Raw genomic sequence first — 15,679 nt, 5'->3', positions numbered from 1 at the left:
GCCGCGGCAGTCCAGGCTGATGACGCCGACATTCCGCGCCTCGTCGAGAAGCGCCATGTGCACCCTGTCCGGCTGTCCCCACAGGCCGAGCAGGCTCCAGCGGCCATGGGCGAGCTGTTCGACGGCAAGGTCCCAGGCCTTCGGAGCCACCACGGCGCGCCGCCAGGGCGCGTGGTGCTCGACCTGGCGGGCGGCCTCGATGAGATCCGCGAGCGCGGGCATGTTCTTCCTGCTCATGGCCTTACCCCAGGATACCGGCGACATGCTGGAACCACGCGACCAGCGGCGCCGGCAGATAGATGCCGGCGGTAAACACCAGAGCGAGGTGCGAATACATCGGCACGTAAGATGCTTCGACCGGCGCCGTACCGCCGCGCGGCTCGCCGAAGGCGAGGCCGGTCAGCCGCAGCAACAGCGCGCCGAAGGCGATGAGCAGTCCGAACACCAGCGGGATCGCCAGCCACGGATATCTGGCGAAGGTCGAGCTGACGACCAGGAATTCGCTCATGAAGATGCCGAGCGGCGGCAGGCCGGCTATTGCCACGACGCCGATGACGAGCGCCCAGCCGAGCCCTGGGTGGCTTTCGGTCAACCCCCTGATCTCGGAGATCTTCTGTGTGCCCTTGACCTGCGCGATATGGCCGACGGCAAAGAAGATCGCCGACTTGGTCAGGCTGTGCATGACCATGTGTAGCAGGCCGGCGAAGTTGGCGAGCGGGCCGCCCATACCGAAGGCGAAGACGATGATGCCCATATGCTCGATCGAGGAATAGGCGAACAGGCGTTTGATGTCGCGGCGGCGGTAGAGCATGAAGGCCGCGAAGATCAGCGAGGTTAGCCCCATCGTGGCCATCAGCGGTCCCGGGCCGATCGCCTCCGGGCTCGCGGCGAGCAGGAGCTTGAAGCGCAGCACGGCGTAGAGCGCGACGTTGAGCAGCAGGCCTGACAGCACCGCCGAGATCGGCGTCGGGCCTTCGGCATGCGCGTCGGGCAGCCAGGCATGCAGCGGCGCGAGCCCGACCTTGGTGCCGTAGCCGAGCAGCAGGAAGATGAAGGCGACGCTGAGCAGGGCCGGGTCGAAATGCGCCGCCTTGTCGATCAGCACCGACCAGACCATGGCGTTGGTGCCCGCGCCGACGACCGGCTGGGCGGCCATGTAGACCAGGATGGTGCCGAAGAGAGCAAGCGCGATGCCGACGCTTCCCAAGATGAAATACTTCCAGGCCGCCTCCAGCGCCTCATGCGTGCGGTAGATGCCGACCATCAGCACGGTGGTCAGCGTGGCGAGCTCCACCGCGACCCACATCAGGCCGATATTGTTCGACACGAAGGCCAGGTTCATGCCGAACATCATGATCTGGTACATCGCGTGATAGAACCGCAGGTTGGGCGCGGTCAGCCGGCCGGTCTCCAGCTCATGCGCGATATAGGACGCACTGAACACGCTGGTGGTGAAGCCGACGAATGTGTTGAGCACGATGAAGACGATGTTGAGGTCGTCGACGATGAGATATTGCCCCGGCGCCGGCCGGTCGGTGACGAACAGCGACAGTGCCGCAAGCAGGGTCAGGAAGCTTGCCGCAACATTGACGCTCGCCGTCATCTTGTAATTCGGCAGCGCCGCCAGGATTGCCGCGGCGCCCGCGGGAATGAAAAGGATGGCGGCCACGGCGTCGAAGGAGAAGGCGGTCACCGGCGCTCTCCCCGGTAGTCGTCGAGCGCGCCGACATCGACCGAATCGAACCGCTCCCGGATGCGGAACAGGAAGACCCCGATAACGATGAAGGCGATCAGGATCGAGAAGGCGACGCTGATCTCGACGACCAGCGGCATGCCCTTGGCGCCGGTTGCGGCCAGCACCAGGCCGTTCTCCAGCGACATGAAGCCGACGACCTGGCTGACGGCGTTGCGCCTTGTGACCATCACCAGGAGCCCCAGCAATATGATCGACAGCGCGAAGGCGAGATCCTCGCGGGCGAGCGGGTCGGCCTCGGGCGTCACGCGAAGCATCAGCACCATGGAGAGCGTCACCAGCCCTATGCCCGCGAGCATGGTCGGGCCGATGCCGACGGCGGTCTCGATGTCGCGGTGGATGCCGAGCCGCTGGATGATGCGATGCAGCCCGACCGGAATGACGACCGCCTTGAAGACCAGCGCTATTGCCGCGGTGATGTAGAGATGATGCGCGTCCTGGATATAGGCCTGCCAGGCAACCGACAGAGCAAGCACCACCGCATGGAGCGCAAAGACATTGATCAGCGCGAACAACCGGTCCTGGTAGAGCATCATGAAGGAGACCAGCACCAGGCTGCCGGCGAGCAGATGGGCGATGTCGAAGGTGAGACCGTTCATCACAGGCTCCGCGAGACGAACAGCAAGAGCGTGCCGAGCAGCGCCAGCATCAGCGCCGCGCCGAGGAAATCCGGCACGCGGAAGACGCGCATCTTGGCGACCGCCGTCTCGAACACGGCAAGCAGGACGGCAAGCACCGCGAGCTTGACCAGATAGGCGGCGGCGCCGAGCGCCAGCGCTTTCGGCCCCGCCCCGGCATGCGCCAGGCCCCAGGGCAGGAAGACGCAGGAGATCAGCGACACGTAGAGCACGAGCTTGAGGAAGGTGGCGAGTTCGATCATCGCCAGATGGCGGCCGGAATATTCCAGGATCATCGCCTCATGGACCATTGTGAGCTCCAGATGCGTGGCCGGATTGTCGACCGGGATGCGCGCGTTCTCGGCGATCGCCACCATCACCAGGGCGATCAGCGACATGCCGAGCGACACCCGCAGTCCGACCTCGGGCGAGCCCATGAAGGCGGCGACCGTCGATAGCTGCGTGGCGCCGGCGACGAGCGCCAGGCTGAACACGATGAGCAGCATCGCTGGTTCGGCAAGCGAGGCGATCATCACCTCGCGGCTGGCGCCGATGCCGCCGAAGCTGGTGCCTACGTCCATTCCGGCCAGCGCCTGGAAGAAGCGCGCGCTGCCGAGCAGCGCCACGATGACGATGAGATCGGCGGTCCAACTGAACTGGAGGCCGGCGGCGAATGTCGGAACGAGCGCCGCCGCAACCCAGGTGGCGGCGAAGATCAGATAGGGCGTCACCCGGAACAGCCAGGATGCATTGTCCGCCAGCACGACCTCCTTGCGCATCAGCCGGATGAGATCGCGATAGGGCTGGATCAGCAAAGGTCCCTGCCGCCTGACCAGCCTCGCCTTCACCTTGCGCACGAAGCCGATCAGCAGCGGCGCCAGCAAAAGCACCAGAAGCATCTGCGCGCCCTGCACGGCCAGCTCGAAAATCACGGCCATAGCGCGAGCACCAGAAGCAGGATGACGAGGTAGAGGAAGACCAGGGTCAGATAGCGGCGGATCGTCAGGAACTGCAAGTGGTTCAGCCGATCGGTGGCGAAATCGATCGCGCCGGTGATCGGCTGGTAGAACGTCTCCCAGGCCACATCGTGGAAATCCACCTTGAGGCGCGCCGGTTCGAGCGCGCCCGGCGCCGGCATTTCCACCGTCTCGCGGGCGCGGAACGCGAAGCTGCCGAACACCCGGCGAATGGGCTGTGCGAAGCTGACGGCCGTGTATTGCGCGGAGGGTACTGCGTCGGCGAAGCCGCATCCCCATGCCGGGCCCCGGCGCAGCGCGTGCGAGGCGAAGCGGTGGATGAAGAAGGCCGCGAGCGAGGCCGAGATGGTGATGAAGACGAACACCAGCAGGCCATTGTAGGAGCTGCGGCTCTCGGCGATCGGCACGATCGACAGCCAGGGCTGCGCCGTCTGAACCGGCATGCGGTCGCCAATGAGCGAAAGCGTCACCGGCGACAGGCTGTCGATGACAAAGCCGGGCAGAATGCCGGCGAGCAGGCAGAAGACCGCAAGCATGGCCATGGCAGCCAACGACCAGCGGTCGACCTCATGCGCCCGTTCCACCGCCGTCGATCGCGCCCGGCCGAGGAAGGTGATGCCGAATGCCTTGACGAAGCAGGCCGCGGCCAATGCCGCCGCCAGCGCCAGCATGCCGCCGACGGCCGGAACGATGACCTTCAGGCCCCATTGCGGCAGCTCGGGGCTCTGCAATATGGCCTGGAAGACCAGCCATTCGGAGGCGAAGCCGTTGAAAGGCGGCAGCGCCGAGATCGAGACGCAGCCGACGAGGAAAACGAAGCTGGTCACCGGCAGGCGATGGATGAGGCCGCCCAGTCTCTCCATGTCGCGTTCGCCGGTCGCCGAGAGCACCGCGCCGGCGCCGAAGAACAGCAGGCTCTTGAAGAAGGAATGGTTCAGCACGTGGAAGAGCGCCGCCGTGAAGGCCAGCGCGGCGGCCGACGGCATGGCGTTCGCCTTGAAGGCGAGCGCTAAGCCGAGGCTGGCAAAGACGACGCCGATATTCTCGATTGTGCTGTAGGCCAGCAGCCGCTTGAGGTCCTTCTCCATCAGCGCATGGAGGATGCCCAGAACCGCCGTCGCGCCGCCGATGAGAAGGACGACGACGCCCGACCACCACGCCGGCTCGCCCAGCAGGTCGAACACCACGCGGATGAAACCGTAGATGGCGACCTTCGTCATGATGCCGCTCATCAATGCCGAGACGTGACTGGGTGCTGCCGGATGAGCAAGCGGCAACCAGGCGTGCAGCGGCACCAGGCCGGCCTTGGAACCGGCGCCGAGCAGCATGAGGGCGAGCACCGCGCCGGCGGCGAGCAGGCCGGGATGCGCCGCCCGCATCGCGTCGAACGCATAGGTTCCCGCCGGCCCGGCCAGCAGGCCGAAGGCAAGCAGCAGCGCCAGCGTGCCGAAGCTCGCCATCACCAAATAGATGTAGCCGGCCCGCCTGTTGGCCTCGTCGCGATGGTGCGCCATGACCAGCGCCCAGGAGGCGAGCGACATGAATTCCCACGACAGCAGGAAGCTGAAGGCATCGTCGGCCAGCACGACGAGGTTCATGCCGGCGAGGAAGGCCGGATAGAACGGCAGCACCCGATGCGGTTGGGATTCGTGCCGGCCATAGCCAAGACCGTAGAGACTGGTGACGGCGCCGCCCAAATTGACGACGACGAGGAAGAATGCCGACAGGCTGTCGAGGCGGAACCGGGCGCCGGTCCACGGCAGCCCGAGCGGCAAGGCGACGGCGGATACCACGCCGGGATTGTCCGCGAGATGGCCCGCGACGATCGCGAGCAAGGCGGCCGAAATGGCGAGCGCCGCCCCATAAACCAGGCTCGTCGCCGGGGCGCGCCGGCCGACCACTGCGGCCATGATGGCTGTTCCCAGAAGCGCGGCAGGGCCGCACAACAGAAAAGCAACGCTCGAAATCACGGCAGACCCCCGCCGGGCTCGGCATCGCCGGCATCGGATGCCCTGGCCGGATCGATCCCGGTCTTCAGCCGCACGCCGCGTCCGCCGCCCTGGCTGGCCGCGCCTTCCCCGATCAATTCGATGCCGGCCATCTCAAGCGCCGCGATCAGTTTCATCAGTGAATCGACATTGCCCCGGATGATCGACCCGCTGGCTTCCATGCGTTGGATCGTCGGCACCGACAAGCCGGACAATTCGGCTAGCCGGCGCTGATCGATGCCAAGCAGCGATCTGGCGGCGCGCAATTGCGGTGCGGTTATCACCGACGACCCTCTGGATCAGTTCTGAGATATGAGGTCTCGGTGCTCCACCATACATTAAAAGGTCTGATCGTCAATTACTGATGTTTTAAACATCGATATTTATGGCGGACCTGATTGCCGCAGCTTTTGACGCGTGAGTTGCGGCGCACCAGGCTCCGGTCGTACCGATCGGATCGTGGGGCAATGCCATCATGGTCCAGTGCGTCCATGGCACGTCATGGAGAGGGGCGGCGCCTATCACAGGCCCGAATGTTGCCTCACCATTTCCAGCCTTTCCGCCTCCGACAAGCTCTGGCGCAGTGCGAAGGCCTGTTCGGCATCTGGACCGGCGAGATACAGAACCCGGCCGGTGCTGTCGGTCGCTGCCGTGAAAATGATCTCGGCGATTGACGCAGGGCTGGAATAGTTGCCCCGCCGCGCAGTCATCGCCGCCATGACCTTGGACAGGGTGTCGCTATAGGCATGCTCACCCTCCGCGAATGTCTGCGCGAGCGATCGACCGGTGAAATCCGTGGCCACCCCGCCCGGCGCGATGACCTTGGCGCGGATGCCGAGCGGCGCGAGCTCGAAGGACAAGGACTCGGTGAAGCCGACCACTGCGAATTTGGTCGCATGATAGAGGGAGAAAAAGGGAAGAGTTATCAGACCTCCAAGCGAGGCGATATTGATGATCGTGCCGCTGCCCTGACGGCGCATTGCCGGCAGGACCGCGCGAGTCACGGCGAAGACGCCATCGACATTGGTGGCAAACTGGCGGCGGATCTGTTCGTCGGTCGCCGTTTCGAACGGGCCGAACAGACCGTAGCCGGCGTTGTTGACGACGACATCGATCCGGCCAAATCGCTCCAGCGTTGCCGTGACCGCCGTCTTGACCGAAGCAGGATCGGTAACGTCGAGCGGCAGCACCGTAACGTGCTGATGTTCCGCCGGCGCAGCGCTGGCGGGAGGGTTCCGCATGGTGGCGGCGACGCGCCAGCCGCGTTCGGCGAAGAGATGCACGGCGGCGTGGCCGATCCCGGTCGAGGCGCCGGTGATCAGGACAACGGGGGAACCTTCAACAGACATGACATTGCTCCTTTAGCGAAAATTTATTCGCCAATCATTAGCGAAAATTTATTCGCTTAACAAGCAAAAAAAGCCTGTCAGGACCGGATGCCGTCCCAACAGAGCTGGAAGGCGACGGCACGGCTTTCTTCAGTGTCGGTGATCGCCCCGGCGCGAATCAGCCGCGCGGTCTCGCGGACCGAGCCGATGAACAGCGAGGTCAGGAAAGGTGCCGGCACAGCTTTCAGCGCCTCCGCCCCCTGTCCCTCGGTGACGATCTGCATCAGCCCGTCGCTGAGCCGCGAGCTGTAGGCGCGGCTCTCATCGCTCATGAAGGAAGAGCCGACAAATTGCTCCATGAAGCTGACCTGGTCGTGCCAACGCAGGCGATGATCAAGCATCCTGGTCCACACGCCGCGCACTCGCGCCTTGAGCGGCGCCGTGGCGTCAATTTCGCCGCCATAGAAATCCACCGCCTCGCGCTTGGCGCGGCGGAACACCTCGTTGAACAGCGCCTCCTTATCGGCGAAATAGACATAAAGCGTGCTCGTACCGATGCCGGCCGCCTTGGCGATTTCGGCCAGGGTCAGGCCGAACAGCCCGCGCTCGGCCGCCAGGCGACAGGTCGCGGCAATAACGGCATCCAGTTTCTTCTCGTCCTTGAGCTTCATGGCCGCAACCATAACCGAACTATTTTTCGTTAAAAAGAGGGATTCGGCGGCACTGAGCGAGTGCCGGTCCAGGGATGCCTCCGGTAAAGCGCTTGCCGATCCTTGTCAGCGCGCGCTGCGCGACAAACCTGCTCGCACCGCCTCGGCTCAATCTTCGACGAAGCGGATATCCGCCTCTGTGACACAATAGGGCGCGTAACGGAAATCGCGGATCCCCGCGACCTGATCGCCGCGCCAGTCGATCAGCACGAAGCCGCGCACCGCATCGCCCGCCTGCGGGTTGCGGATAAGGATCGCCGGCCGGCCCTCGACGAAGCCGAGCGACAGCGCCCAGTCGCCGACGCGGTCGTAATTGCCGAAATAGGTCGAGGCCTCCTTCTTGCCCTGCAAGCGGGTACGGTTGACGACGTCGACCTGGATGTCCTCGGCGATCAGCGCCCTGACGGCGTCGAAGTCGCGCGCGTTGAACAGGTCGACGTAACGGCGCAGCCGACGCTCCTCTTGCGGACCGAGCTTCGGTACGGGCACTTCGTCCGGCGCCGCTGCCAGCGCCTTCAACTCAGCCCGACCTCGATGCAGCGCCGCCTTGGTGGCGGCAAGCGTGGCGCCCGTCGCCTCGCAGGTCTCAAACAGGCTGAGGCCGAGCACGTCGACGAGGATCACCGCGCTGCGATGCGCCAGCGTAAGCTGCATGAAGCTGCGCAGGCTCGTCGCCGCCGCGAGCCGCGCCTCCGCGCTGGCGGAGAGATCTTCTATTCCGGTCATGTCGGCCTCGGTCATGCGGGAGCGCTCCCGCTGGCGGCGGCGCAGATGATCCTGCGCCGCATTATGGGCGATGCGGAACAGCCACTGCTCTGGACGCTCGACCGAGGCGCCGCCGTCATGCGCGGCAAGCGCCTTCACCGCCGCCTCCTGCACGATGTCCTCGCCCTCGATCGCCGAGCCGGCCATGCGGGCGGCATAGCGGTGCAGTTTAGGCCGCAGGCCGACGAGCATGGATTCAAGTGCTGAGCGGTCGAATTTCGCTGTGCTCATCGTCCTGGTTCTCTCAATCGCCGGCTCGCTGGGCCATACCGCGCCCGGTTAGGCCGGCACGGCCTCGTCTGTGTTCGCCAGCATATGGTAGTTGCCGATGATCTTCGCCGGCGAGCGGACCAGCGGTGTCGAGCGCCGCCCGGCGTGATCGGCGCCGAAGGCCTTGAAAGCCTCGAGCCCTGTAAGCGCCGAACTGTCTTTTTCATAACCGACGACGTGGATGAATTCGCCGTTGTCGAGTTCGAGCACGAGATAGCGCACGGATTGCGGTTTCGTTTCATCCAGCGCCTCGAACACCTTTGCCACCAGCGTCCGGTTCTCGGCGATGCTGGCGTCCTTCACGCCGTAGCGGATGAGGTTGTAGTTCATTTGTCGTCTCCTGTTTCATGTGTCTGCGTGAGGAAGACGTTTCGCGTCGCCGAAAAGATTCTCATCGGCTCGCGAATCTTTTTGCCGGGGGCAGACGTCTTTCACGCGTAGAGGCCGCGCCCGCGGCCGCGATGAGGAGAGACATAATGCATATCCAGTTTGCCGAACTGCCCGTATCCGCCAAGGCGTTCTATACCGAAAACCTTGCCTGCCAGGTCATTGCCGATCACCCGATGGGCGATGGTGGCTGGCGCTGGGTCGAGGTGGCTTTTCCCTTCGCGGTCACCAACCTGCATTTCATCAGCCGCACCGATGCGGCACCAAGCGCCGAGCCGGTGCTCGTCCTGGTCGACGATGATGTCGAAGCAACTGTCGCTTCGCTCAAGGCCAAGGGCGTCGAGATCGTCACCGAGCCGCAGGAAGCGCCATGGCAGCCGGGCCGCACCGTGGCCGAATTCCGCGACAGCGAAGGCAACCGCATGATGCTAGCCAGCCGATAGTTTGGCGGCATACCCTCACATCGTGTCGTCGGATCGCGGGTCAACCACGCCCGCCGCGACGCGCCCTAAGTCGCCCCACGAGGCAGTCATCGGCGTTGTTAACCCCCTAGCTGTTGCAGCTTACGACAGGCACGCCTTGCGCCCTCACGGCATCTCTGGCGACATCTCTCTTTGTTGCCATCCCTGCATCGCCCAATGGATTCTGGTTTAGGAGATGCGGTCGTTTCCGCCGAACGATTGGCGGAGGGTTCATTGATAGGCAACGAGGTTAGCGGTTTGCGACTGACCTTCTTCGGCAGGATTTTTTTGTGTGGCGGCGCAGGTGCTTCGAACTTGGCAATTCGGCTCTTTGCAATTTCGATAAATGCACCATTCGGAAATGCCGCTAGATAGGCGCGATACATCGAGACATCGGATGTATCCTTGATCGATTTCCAAAATTCGAGCTCCGTCGCCGTGTTGATGTCTGGCTGATAGGGTTCTGCCGGAGACCGACTAGACGCGGCATCTGGGTTGAATGAGAACCCCGGCTCCACCAGGGATGAGTTGCTCCAGGGGACCTGCCTCCCGGCAGTCTCGTTCATGACGTCCAACCGGACGCGACGCATAAGGATTTCAATGTCGATCGAAGGAGTTTTTATGCGCTTCACGAGAGAGTCTGCAAACGGGCTATGATTGACGGCTCCATCGAGGGCGACGTTGCCGGGCTGTGTTGCAAAGCCGATAAAGACTCCCCTGCCAGCCTCCAAGGCTCCCAGCCCCTTTCCTATGGCAAGGCCGCGACTTTGACCCTGTCCACTCAATTGCTTAACGAAAGGATTGTCCCGACAGGCATCAAGAAGGACGATGGCGGTATTTTCCTCGGCCGTCATGGCGGCGATAATGTCTTGCAGGCGCTCAGCCTCGAGAGCCAAGTCGGCCGGACGTTGAAGGGCGGCATCAACAGGCAATAAGTAGTTTTCTCCGTTCGCTTGGAGCCCGTGTCCGGCGTAGTAAAAAAGGGAGACGTCACCCGGCTGCAAGTTTCGCCTGAATTTTCCGATGAGTTCCCTGAACGTTGATGCGTCAGCATCCAATCCGAGGGTGACCTCAAAACCTGTCTCTCGCAAAACCTGAGCGATCGCATTGGCGTCATTCACCCCGTTGGGGAGCGATGGCGCATAGCGGTAGGCGGAGTTGCCGATCACAAGTGCATATCTGTGGCTCCGTTGACCTATTTGGGCTTCAGAGGCAGCCGGTGTCGACAAGCCGGCCAGAAAAAGAAGGCACGCGCACAACAAGCAAATCTTGGACATTGCGACGTTCCCGAGTAACGGAGAATATTAGCATCTGTTAAAGCGCGTGGGTACCCGCCGCATGAGGCGCTCTTGCTTAGGAAAGTGTCCAAAGTTGCCGGAGCCGGCCCTGTTGCAGTCTCCGCGCATCGTCACGCTTTTTCTGGGACCGACTTCAAGGAATAATCAATCGCCGGAATGATGCCGCAGCAGACAAGGTGGTCTGGCTCACGAGCTTGCAAGAACACCGTTCGATCGTTCAGACCACCGCACCCGCCGCCGCCCGCCCCGCGCTGCGGCCGGAAAAGATGCAACCGCCGAGGAAGGTGCCTTCCAGCGCCGCATAGCCATGCACGCCGCCGCCGCCGAAGCCGGCGACCTCGCCGACCGCATAGAGCCCCGGCACGGGCTGTCCGGCGGCATCGAGCACGCGGCTGTCGAGGTCGGTCTGCAGGCCGCCCAGCGTCTTGCGGGTGAGCACGTTGAGGCGCACGGCAATCAGCGGACCGTTTGCCGGATCGAGCATCTTGTGCGGCTTGGCCGTGCGGATCAGCCTGTCGCCGAGATAGGCGCGCGCGCCGCGCAGCGCGGTGATCTGCGCATCCTTGGAGAACGGATTGTCGAGCTGCATGTCGCGGGCGCGGATCTCGCGTTCGACCTGCGCCACATCGAGCAGCGGCTCGCCGCCGGCCAGCGCGTTCATCCGCGCCACCAGCTTCGGCAACCCGGCCTCGACGATGAAATCTTCGCCTTTTTCCATGAAGGCTTTCACCGGGCCGGGAATGCCCGACGTCGCGCGATCCAGAACCTGCCGCCAGCTTTTGCCGGTGAGATCGGGGTTTTGTTCCGAGCCCGACAGCGCGAACTCCTTCTGGATGATCTTCTTGGTCAGGATGAACCAGGAATAGTCGAAGCCGGTGCTCATGATGTGGCCGAGCGTGGCTAAGGTGTCGAAGCCGGGATAAAGCGGCACCGGCAGCCGTTTTCCACGCGCATCGAGCCAGAGCGATGACGGACCGGGCAGGATGCGGATCGCGTGATCCGTCCAGATCGGCGCCCAGTTCTTGATCCCCTCGACATAGTGCCACATGCGGTCGCGGTTGATGACGCTGCCGCCGGCCGCTTCCGAGATTGCCAGCATGCGCCCGTCGACATGATCGGGCACGCCGGTGATCATCCGTTTCGGCGCCGTGCCCAGGCGCTGCGGCCAGTTCTGGCGCACCAGCTCGTGATTGCCGCCGATGCCGCCCGAGGCGACGATCACCGCTTGCGCCCGCAGCTCGAAATCGCCGACCACGTCGCGCGAGCTCTTGCGGCCGCGTTCGACAGTGCTTGCCTCGAGGACGTCGCCGCGCACGCCGGTCACCGTCTTGCCGGTTTGCGTGATCTCGTTGACCCGGTGGCGGAACTTGAACTGGACGAGCCCTCGCTTTTGCGCCTCGCGCACGCGCTGCACGAACGGTTCGAGCACGCCCGGCCCGGTGCCCCAGGTGATGTGGAAGCGCGGCACCGAATTGCCGTGGCCGGACGCATTGCCGCCGCCGCGCTCGGCCCAGCCGACGACGGGGAAAAACTTCAACCCGCGCTCGATCAGCCAGGAGCGCTTCTCGCCGGCGGCGAAGCCGACATAGGCCACCGCCCATTTGCGCGGCCAGAAGTCCTCAGGCCGGTCGAAGGCGGCGGTGCCCATCCAGTCTTCGAGCGCGAGGTCGTGGGAATCGCGGATGCGCATGCGCCGCTGCTCGGGCGAATCGACCAGGAACAGCCCGCCGAACGACCAGAAGGCTTGGCCGCCCAGCGATTGTTCCGGCTCCTGGTCGACGATGATGGTCTTTCTGCCGGCCTCGGCCAGCTCGGCCGCGGCGACGAGGCCCGCCAGCCCCGCGCCGACGATGATGACGTCCGCGTCGTCAGCCATGTTTTCCTCCCCCCAAAACAGCCATTGGCGACGTGTCAGACGGGCTCCCAGCCGTCCTTGTTGCCGGCGCGGAAGATGGCGTCGATGACCTTCTGGTTGAGCACTGATTCCTCCAGTGTGAAGACGCGGTCCTTGCCGCCCTGGGCGGCACGCACGAAGGCCTCGCACTCCAGCCGGTACTGCTGCGTGCCGGGGAAGCGGAATACCTGCGCCTCGGTGTGGTTCTGGTTGTGCAACTCGATGCGGTGGTGGTCGTAGAGGCCGGCATTGAACGGGGCAAAGACCTCGATGAAACCCTTCTCGCCGTGGAACACCATCACCTGCCGCGCCGCCATCTGCGTCGAGAGGTAGAAGGACAGTTCGAAGTCGCCGAAATCGGCGCGGATCGAGGAGTAGATGTCGGTGCCGAAGGTCTTGTCGCGCTCGATCGTCGCCTGCACGCGGACTGGCTCCTTGCCGGTTGAGAACCGAGTCGACACCGTCGGATAGACACCGATATCGGGCAGCGCGCCGCCGCCGAGATCGAGCTGGTTGCGCATGTTCTTGGGGTCGACATTGTAGTAGGAAAACGCGCCCTGCACGTGGCGCAGTCGGCCGATCGCGCCGCCGGCGATGAGGTCGCGCACCTTGATCCATTGCGGGTGGTAGGTGACCATGAAGGCCTCGCAGACCAGCACCTTCTTGGCGTCGCGCAGCTTGATCAGCGGCGGAATGTCCTTGGCGTCGAGCGCCAGCGGCTTCTCGACCAGCACATGTTTTCCCGCCTCGATCGCCTTTGCCGTCCACTCGACATGCTGCGAGGTGGGCAGCGGGATGTAGACGCCGTCGACCTCCTTGGAGGCGAGCAATTCCTCATAGGAGCCGAAAGCATGGCGAGCGCCGAAGCGGTCGGCAAGCGCGCGTGCCTTCGCCAGATCGCGGCTGGCGATCGCCGACAGCACGCCGTTTTCCGAGTCCACGATCGCCGGCAAAAGCTGCTCGCGGCCGATCTTGGCCGTCGACAGAACACCCCATCGGAACATTGTGCTTCTCCATGTCGGTTACATCGATGGAGGTGTGCCCGAAATCGGCGGAAAAGCCAATGAAGGATACGCTCCATTCCTCGCCCCACGGAGTGGGGAGAGGTGGCCCGGCGAAGCCGGGACGGAGAGGGGTCTTCATAAAGAACCGACGTCGGAAGCGAAGCTGCTTGATAATCACCAACTTCTCAGAGGGCCTTGCCGTCGCGGACGTCGTCCCCCGCTCCGTCCCGGCTTCGCCGGGTCACCTCTCCCCCGCCTTGCCGGTGCGAGGAAAAGGTCAGCCCCTCCTCCCCATCAGCGTCATGTTGAAGTCGACGACGTTGGAGTAGAGCGGCGTGCCGACATCCATGCCGTAGCGTGACCTCAGCACCTTGCCGGTGACATGGAACTTGATCGTGCCGGCTTTCAATCCATCCAGCTCGGCGGTGAACTTTTCCGAAAACGTCTTGCCGCGCGCCGTCAGCCGGCCGGTGACAAGGGCAGTTGTATCGCCGGTGCGGGTCACGCTGGTCGAGCGGAAATGGATTTCCGGACTATTGGCGCTGTCGAAGACCGCGTCGGAGCGCAGGAAGGCATCGATGCGGCCCTGGCCGGTGCCGACGCTCTCGGGATAGATGGTAAGGTCGACCTTCGAGCGCCCGACATCGGCATTGTCGATGCGGATCGTGCCCTTGAAGCGGGCGAAGGCGCCGTCGAAGCCGCCGCCGCCGGCCTTGCCGATGGTGAAGCGGATGCTGGAGCCCGCCGGGCTGATCGTGTAGCTGCCGGCGGCGTCACTGAGGGCGACCGCCGCGTAAACAGGCATGACAAGGCAAGCGGCAAAAGCCGCCAATCCGAGGATACGCGCATGCATGGGGATGGTCCTTTTCCTGAGGCAGCGCATTGCTATCATCTCGCCCCACCAACGAATGATGATGCCGTTCTATTCCCTGCCTGACGAAGGCGTGATCATACGCGTCAGCACACTATCGCGCAGCAGGAAGTGGTGGCGCAGTGCCGCAGCGATATGCAGGACGACAAGCGCGATACCGGCATAGGCGAGATACCAGTGCGCCGCCGACCAGAAATTTTCGGCGGCGTCTGATTCGGCGAGCGGCAGGTTCGGCATCACGAACAGATTGAACGGCATGCTCGGGATTTCCAGCGTCGATACCGAAACCAGCGCCCAGCCGGACAGAGGTAACGCGACCTGGAACGCATAGAGCGCGAAATGCGCCAGCGGCGCTGCTCGCCGCTCCAATGTTCCGACCGAAGGCGGAAGCGCCGGCGCCGCATTGCCGAGCCGCCAGGCGATGCGCAGGATGATCAGGCCGAGCAGCAGGAAGCCGAAGGATTTATGCAGCTGGATCAGCTCGAAGGACGTCCGCTGGCTTTCGATCCGCATCATGACGAAGCCGAGCACGAACTGGCCGATGAAGATGATGCCGATCAGCCAGTGGAGGATGATCATCGCCCAGCCGTAGCGGGTTGGGGAGTTGGTGATGGATGCCTGCATGGTGCGCAAACGCTCCCGCTTCCGGCTTTCTTCCGGGCGCCCCTAACAGCTGACCCTGAAGAAATCCACGAAAGCTCGCAATGCCGGCCGCATCTGGCGGCGGCTCGGATAGTAGACGAAGAAGCCGTCGAAGGACGGGCACCAGTCCTCCAGCACGCGGATCAGCCGGCCATCGGCAAGCGGCGCCCGCACATAGTCCTCGAAGACGAAGGCGAGCCCGGCGCCGTCGACCGCTACCTGGGCGATCAGGTGGTCCTCGTCGAGGATCAGCGGTCCTTCCACCGCAATCTCGATCTCCTCGCCGTCCTTCTCGAATTCCCAGCGGTAGAGGATGCCGCTGGAGAAGCGGAAGCGGATGCAACGGTGGCCGGCCAGATCGCGCGGATGGCGCGGTTTCGGCATATCCGCGAAATAGGACGGCGCGCCGACCACCGCGCCGCGGATATTCGGCCCGATCCGCACCGCGATCATGTCGCGCTGCAGGCTTTCGCCGAGCCTGACACCTGCGTCGAAGCCGCCTTCGACAACATCGGTGAAACGGTCCTCGATGACGATCTCCAGCACGATGTCGGGATAGGCGGCGGCAAAGGCGGCGAGCCGCGGGGTCAACACCAGATGCGCGGCGGTGCGCGGCACGGTCAGTCTGAGATTTCCGGCCGGCCGGTCGCGCGCCTCGACCGCCGTCTCCAGCGCCAGGTCGATCTCGGACAGCGCCGGCCGCAGCCGTTCGAG

Annotated in this window: 16 protein-coding genes and 1 pseudogene; 1 reads left to right on the top strand and 16 read right to left on the bottom strand. The window is 64.1% G+C overall.

Translation table 11 applies throughout. The features are described 5' to 3' along the window. The 10 genes and pseudogenes from DH10_RS23435 to DH10_RS23390 form a co-directional block, all read right to left on the bottom strand. Window positions 1–237: pseudogene (locus DH10_RS23435) on the bottom strand (hydrogenase expression protein HypE); the annotation flags it as partial. Between the two features lie 4 nt (window positions 238–241). Beyond that, window positions 242–1,693, bottom strand: coding sequence for a hydrogenase 4 subunit F (locus DH10_RS23430; RefSeq protein WP_192252897.1), 1,452 nt, complete (start codon window positions 1,691–1,693; stop codon window positions 242–244). Continuing rightward, window positions 1,690–2,352, bottom strand: a complete 663-nt coding sequence (locus tag DH10_RS23425; RefSeq protein ID WP_127424884.1) for a hydrogenase-4 component E — start codon at window positions 2,350–2,352, stop codon at window positions 1,690–1,692. The genes DH10_RS23430 and DH10_RS23425 overlap by 4 nt, the downstream gene beginning before the upstream one ends. Next, the gene (locus DH10_RS23420) at window positions 2,352–3,308 is read right to left on the bottom strand and encodes a respiratory chain complex I subunit 1 family protein (RefSeq protein ID WP_192252894.1); all 957 of its coding nucleotides are present in this window, start codon (window positions 3,306–3,308) and stop codon (window positions 2,352–2,354) included. The genes DH10_RS23425 and DH10_RS23420 overlap by 1 nt, the downstream gene beginning before the upstream one ends. Beyond that, window positions 3,299–5,314, bottom strand: coding sequence for a hydrogenase 4 subunit B (hyfB, locus tag DH10_RS23415; RefSeq protein ID WP_192252961.1), 2,016 nt, complete (start codon window positions 5,312–5,314; stop codon window positions 3,299–3,301). Before hyfB ends, DH10_RS23420 begins: the two co-directional genes overlap by 10 nt. Then, window positions 5,314–5,619: a helix-turn-helix domain-containing protein gene (locus DH10_RS23410; RefSeq protein WP_192252890.1), complete on the bottom strand. Its 306-nt coding sequence runs from the start codon at window positions 5,617–5,619 to the stop codon at window positions 5,314–5,316. Before DH10_RS23410 ends, hyfB begins: the two co-directional genes overlap by 1 nt. Window positions 5,620–5,856: 237 nt before the next feature. Next, window positions 5,857–6,684 (bottom strand): SDR family oxidoreductase, encoded by an 828-nt coding sequence (locus DH10_RS23405; protein ID WP_192252887.1) that lies wholly within the window; start codon window positions 6,682–6,684, stop codon window positions 5,857–5,859. Between the two features lie 77 nt (window positions 6,685–6,761). Next, entirely contained in the window at window positions 6,762–7,334 is a 573-nt protein-coding gene (locus DH10_RS23400; RefSeq protein ID WP_192252884.1) for a TetR/AcrR family transcriptional regulator, read from the bottom strand. Between the two features lie 147 nt (window positions 7,335–7,481). Beyond that, a complete protein-coding gene (locus DH10_RS23395) occupies window positions 7,482–8,369 on the bottom strand; it encodes an RNA polymerase sigma factor (protein WP_192385392.1) in 888 nt (295 codons plus the stop codon). Between the two features lie 48 nt (window positions 8,370–8,417). Continuing rightward, on the bottom strand, window positions 8,418–8,738 hold the full coding sequence (locus DH10_RS23390; RefSeq protein WP_210325198.1) for a hypothetical protein: 321 nt from the start codon (window positions 8,736–8,738) through the stop codon (window positions 8,418–8,420). A gap of 146 nt (window positions 8,739–8,884) precedes the next feature. Here DH10_RS23390 and DH10_RS23385 point away from each other — a divergent pair, with 146 nt between their 5' ends. After that, window positions 8,885–9,238, top strand: a complete 354-nt coding sequence (locus DH10_RS23385; protein WP_192252878.1) for a VOC family protein — start codon at window positions 8,885–8,887, stop codon at window positions 9,236–9,238. Window positions 9,239–9,336: 98 nt separating this feature from the next. Here the strand turns inward: DH10_RS23385 and DH10_RS23380 are convergent, their stop codons facing one another. The 6 genes from DH10_RS23380 to DH10_RS23355 all read right to left on the bottom strand — a co-directional run. Then, complete coding sequence (locus tag DH10_RS23380; RefSeq protein WP_192252875.1) at window positions 9,337–10,533, bottom strand: caspase family protein; 1,197 nt, start codon at window positions 10,531–10,533, stop codon at window positions 9,337–9,339. A 238-nt stretch (window positions 10,534–10,771) separates the two neighbouring features. After that, window positions 10,772–12,430, bottom strand: a complete 1,659-nt coding sequence (locus tag DH10_RS23375; protein ID WP_192252872.1) for an FAD-binding dehydrogenase — start codon at window positions 12,428–12,430, stop codon at window positions 10,772–10,774. Between the two features lie 35 nt (window positions 12,431–12,465). After that, a complete protein-coding gene (locus DH10_RS23370) occupies window positions 12,466–13,452 on the bottom strand; it encodes a Gfo/Idh/MocA family protein (RefSeq protein ID WP_192252869.1) in 987 nt (328 codons plus the stop codon). Between the two features lie 277 nt (window positions 13,453–13,729). After that, a complete protein-coding gene (locus DH10_RS23365) occupies window positions 13,730–14,305 on the bottom strand; it encodes a YceI family protein (RefSeq protein ID WP_192252866.1) in 576 nt (191 codons plus the stop codon). 69 nt (window positions 14,306–14,374) lie between these two features. After that, complete coding sequence (locus tag DH10_RS23360; RefSeq protein ID WP_192252863.1) at window positions 14,375–14,947, bottom strand: cytochrome b; 573 nt, start codon at window positions 14,945–14,947, stop codon at window positions 14,375–14,377. Window positions 14,948–14,989: 42 nt separating this feature from the next. Next, window positions 14,990–15,679 (bottom strand): LysR substrate-binding domain-containing protein (locus DH10_RS23355; RefSeq protein ID WP_192385391.1); only part of this gene is annotated, 690 nt, incomplete at its 5' end.

The organism is Mesorhizobium silamurunense (assembly GCF_014843825.1).
Lineage (GTDB): Bacteria > Pseudomonadota > Alphaproteobacteria > Rhizobiales > Rhizobiaceae > Mesorhizobium > Mesorhizobium silamurunense.
Note: the sequence above shows the minus strand (reverse complement) of the source record. Positions and strands in the feature narration are given on the sequence as shown.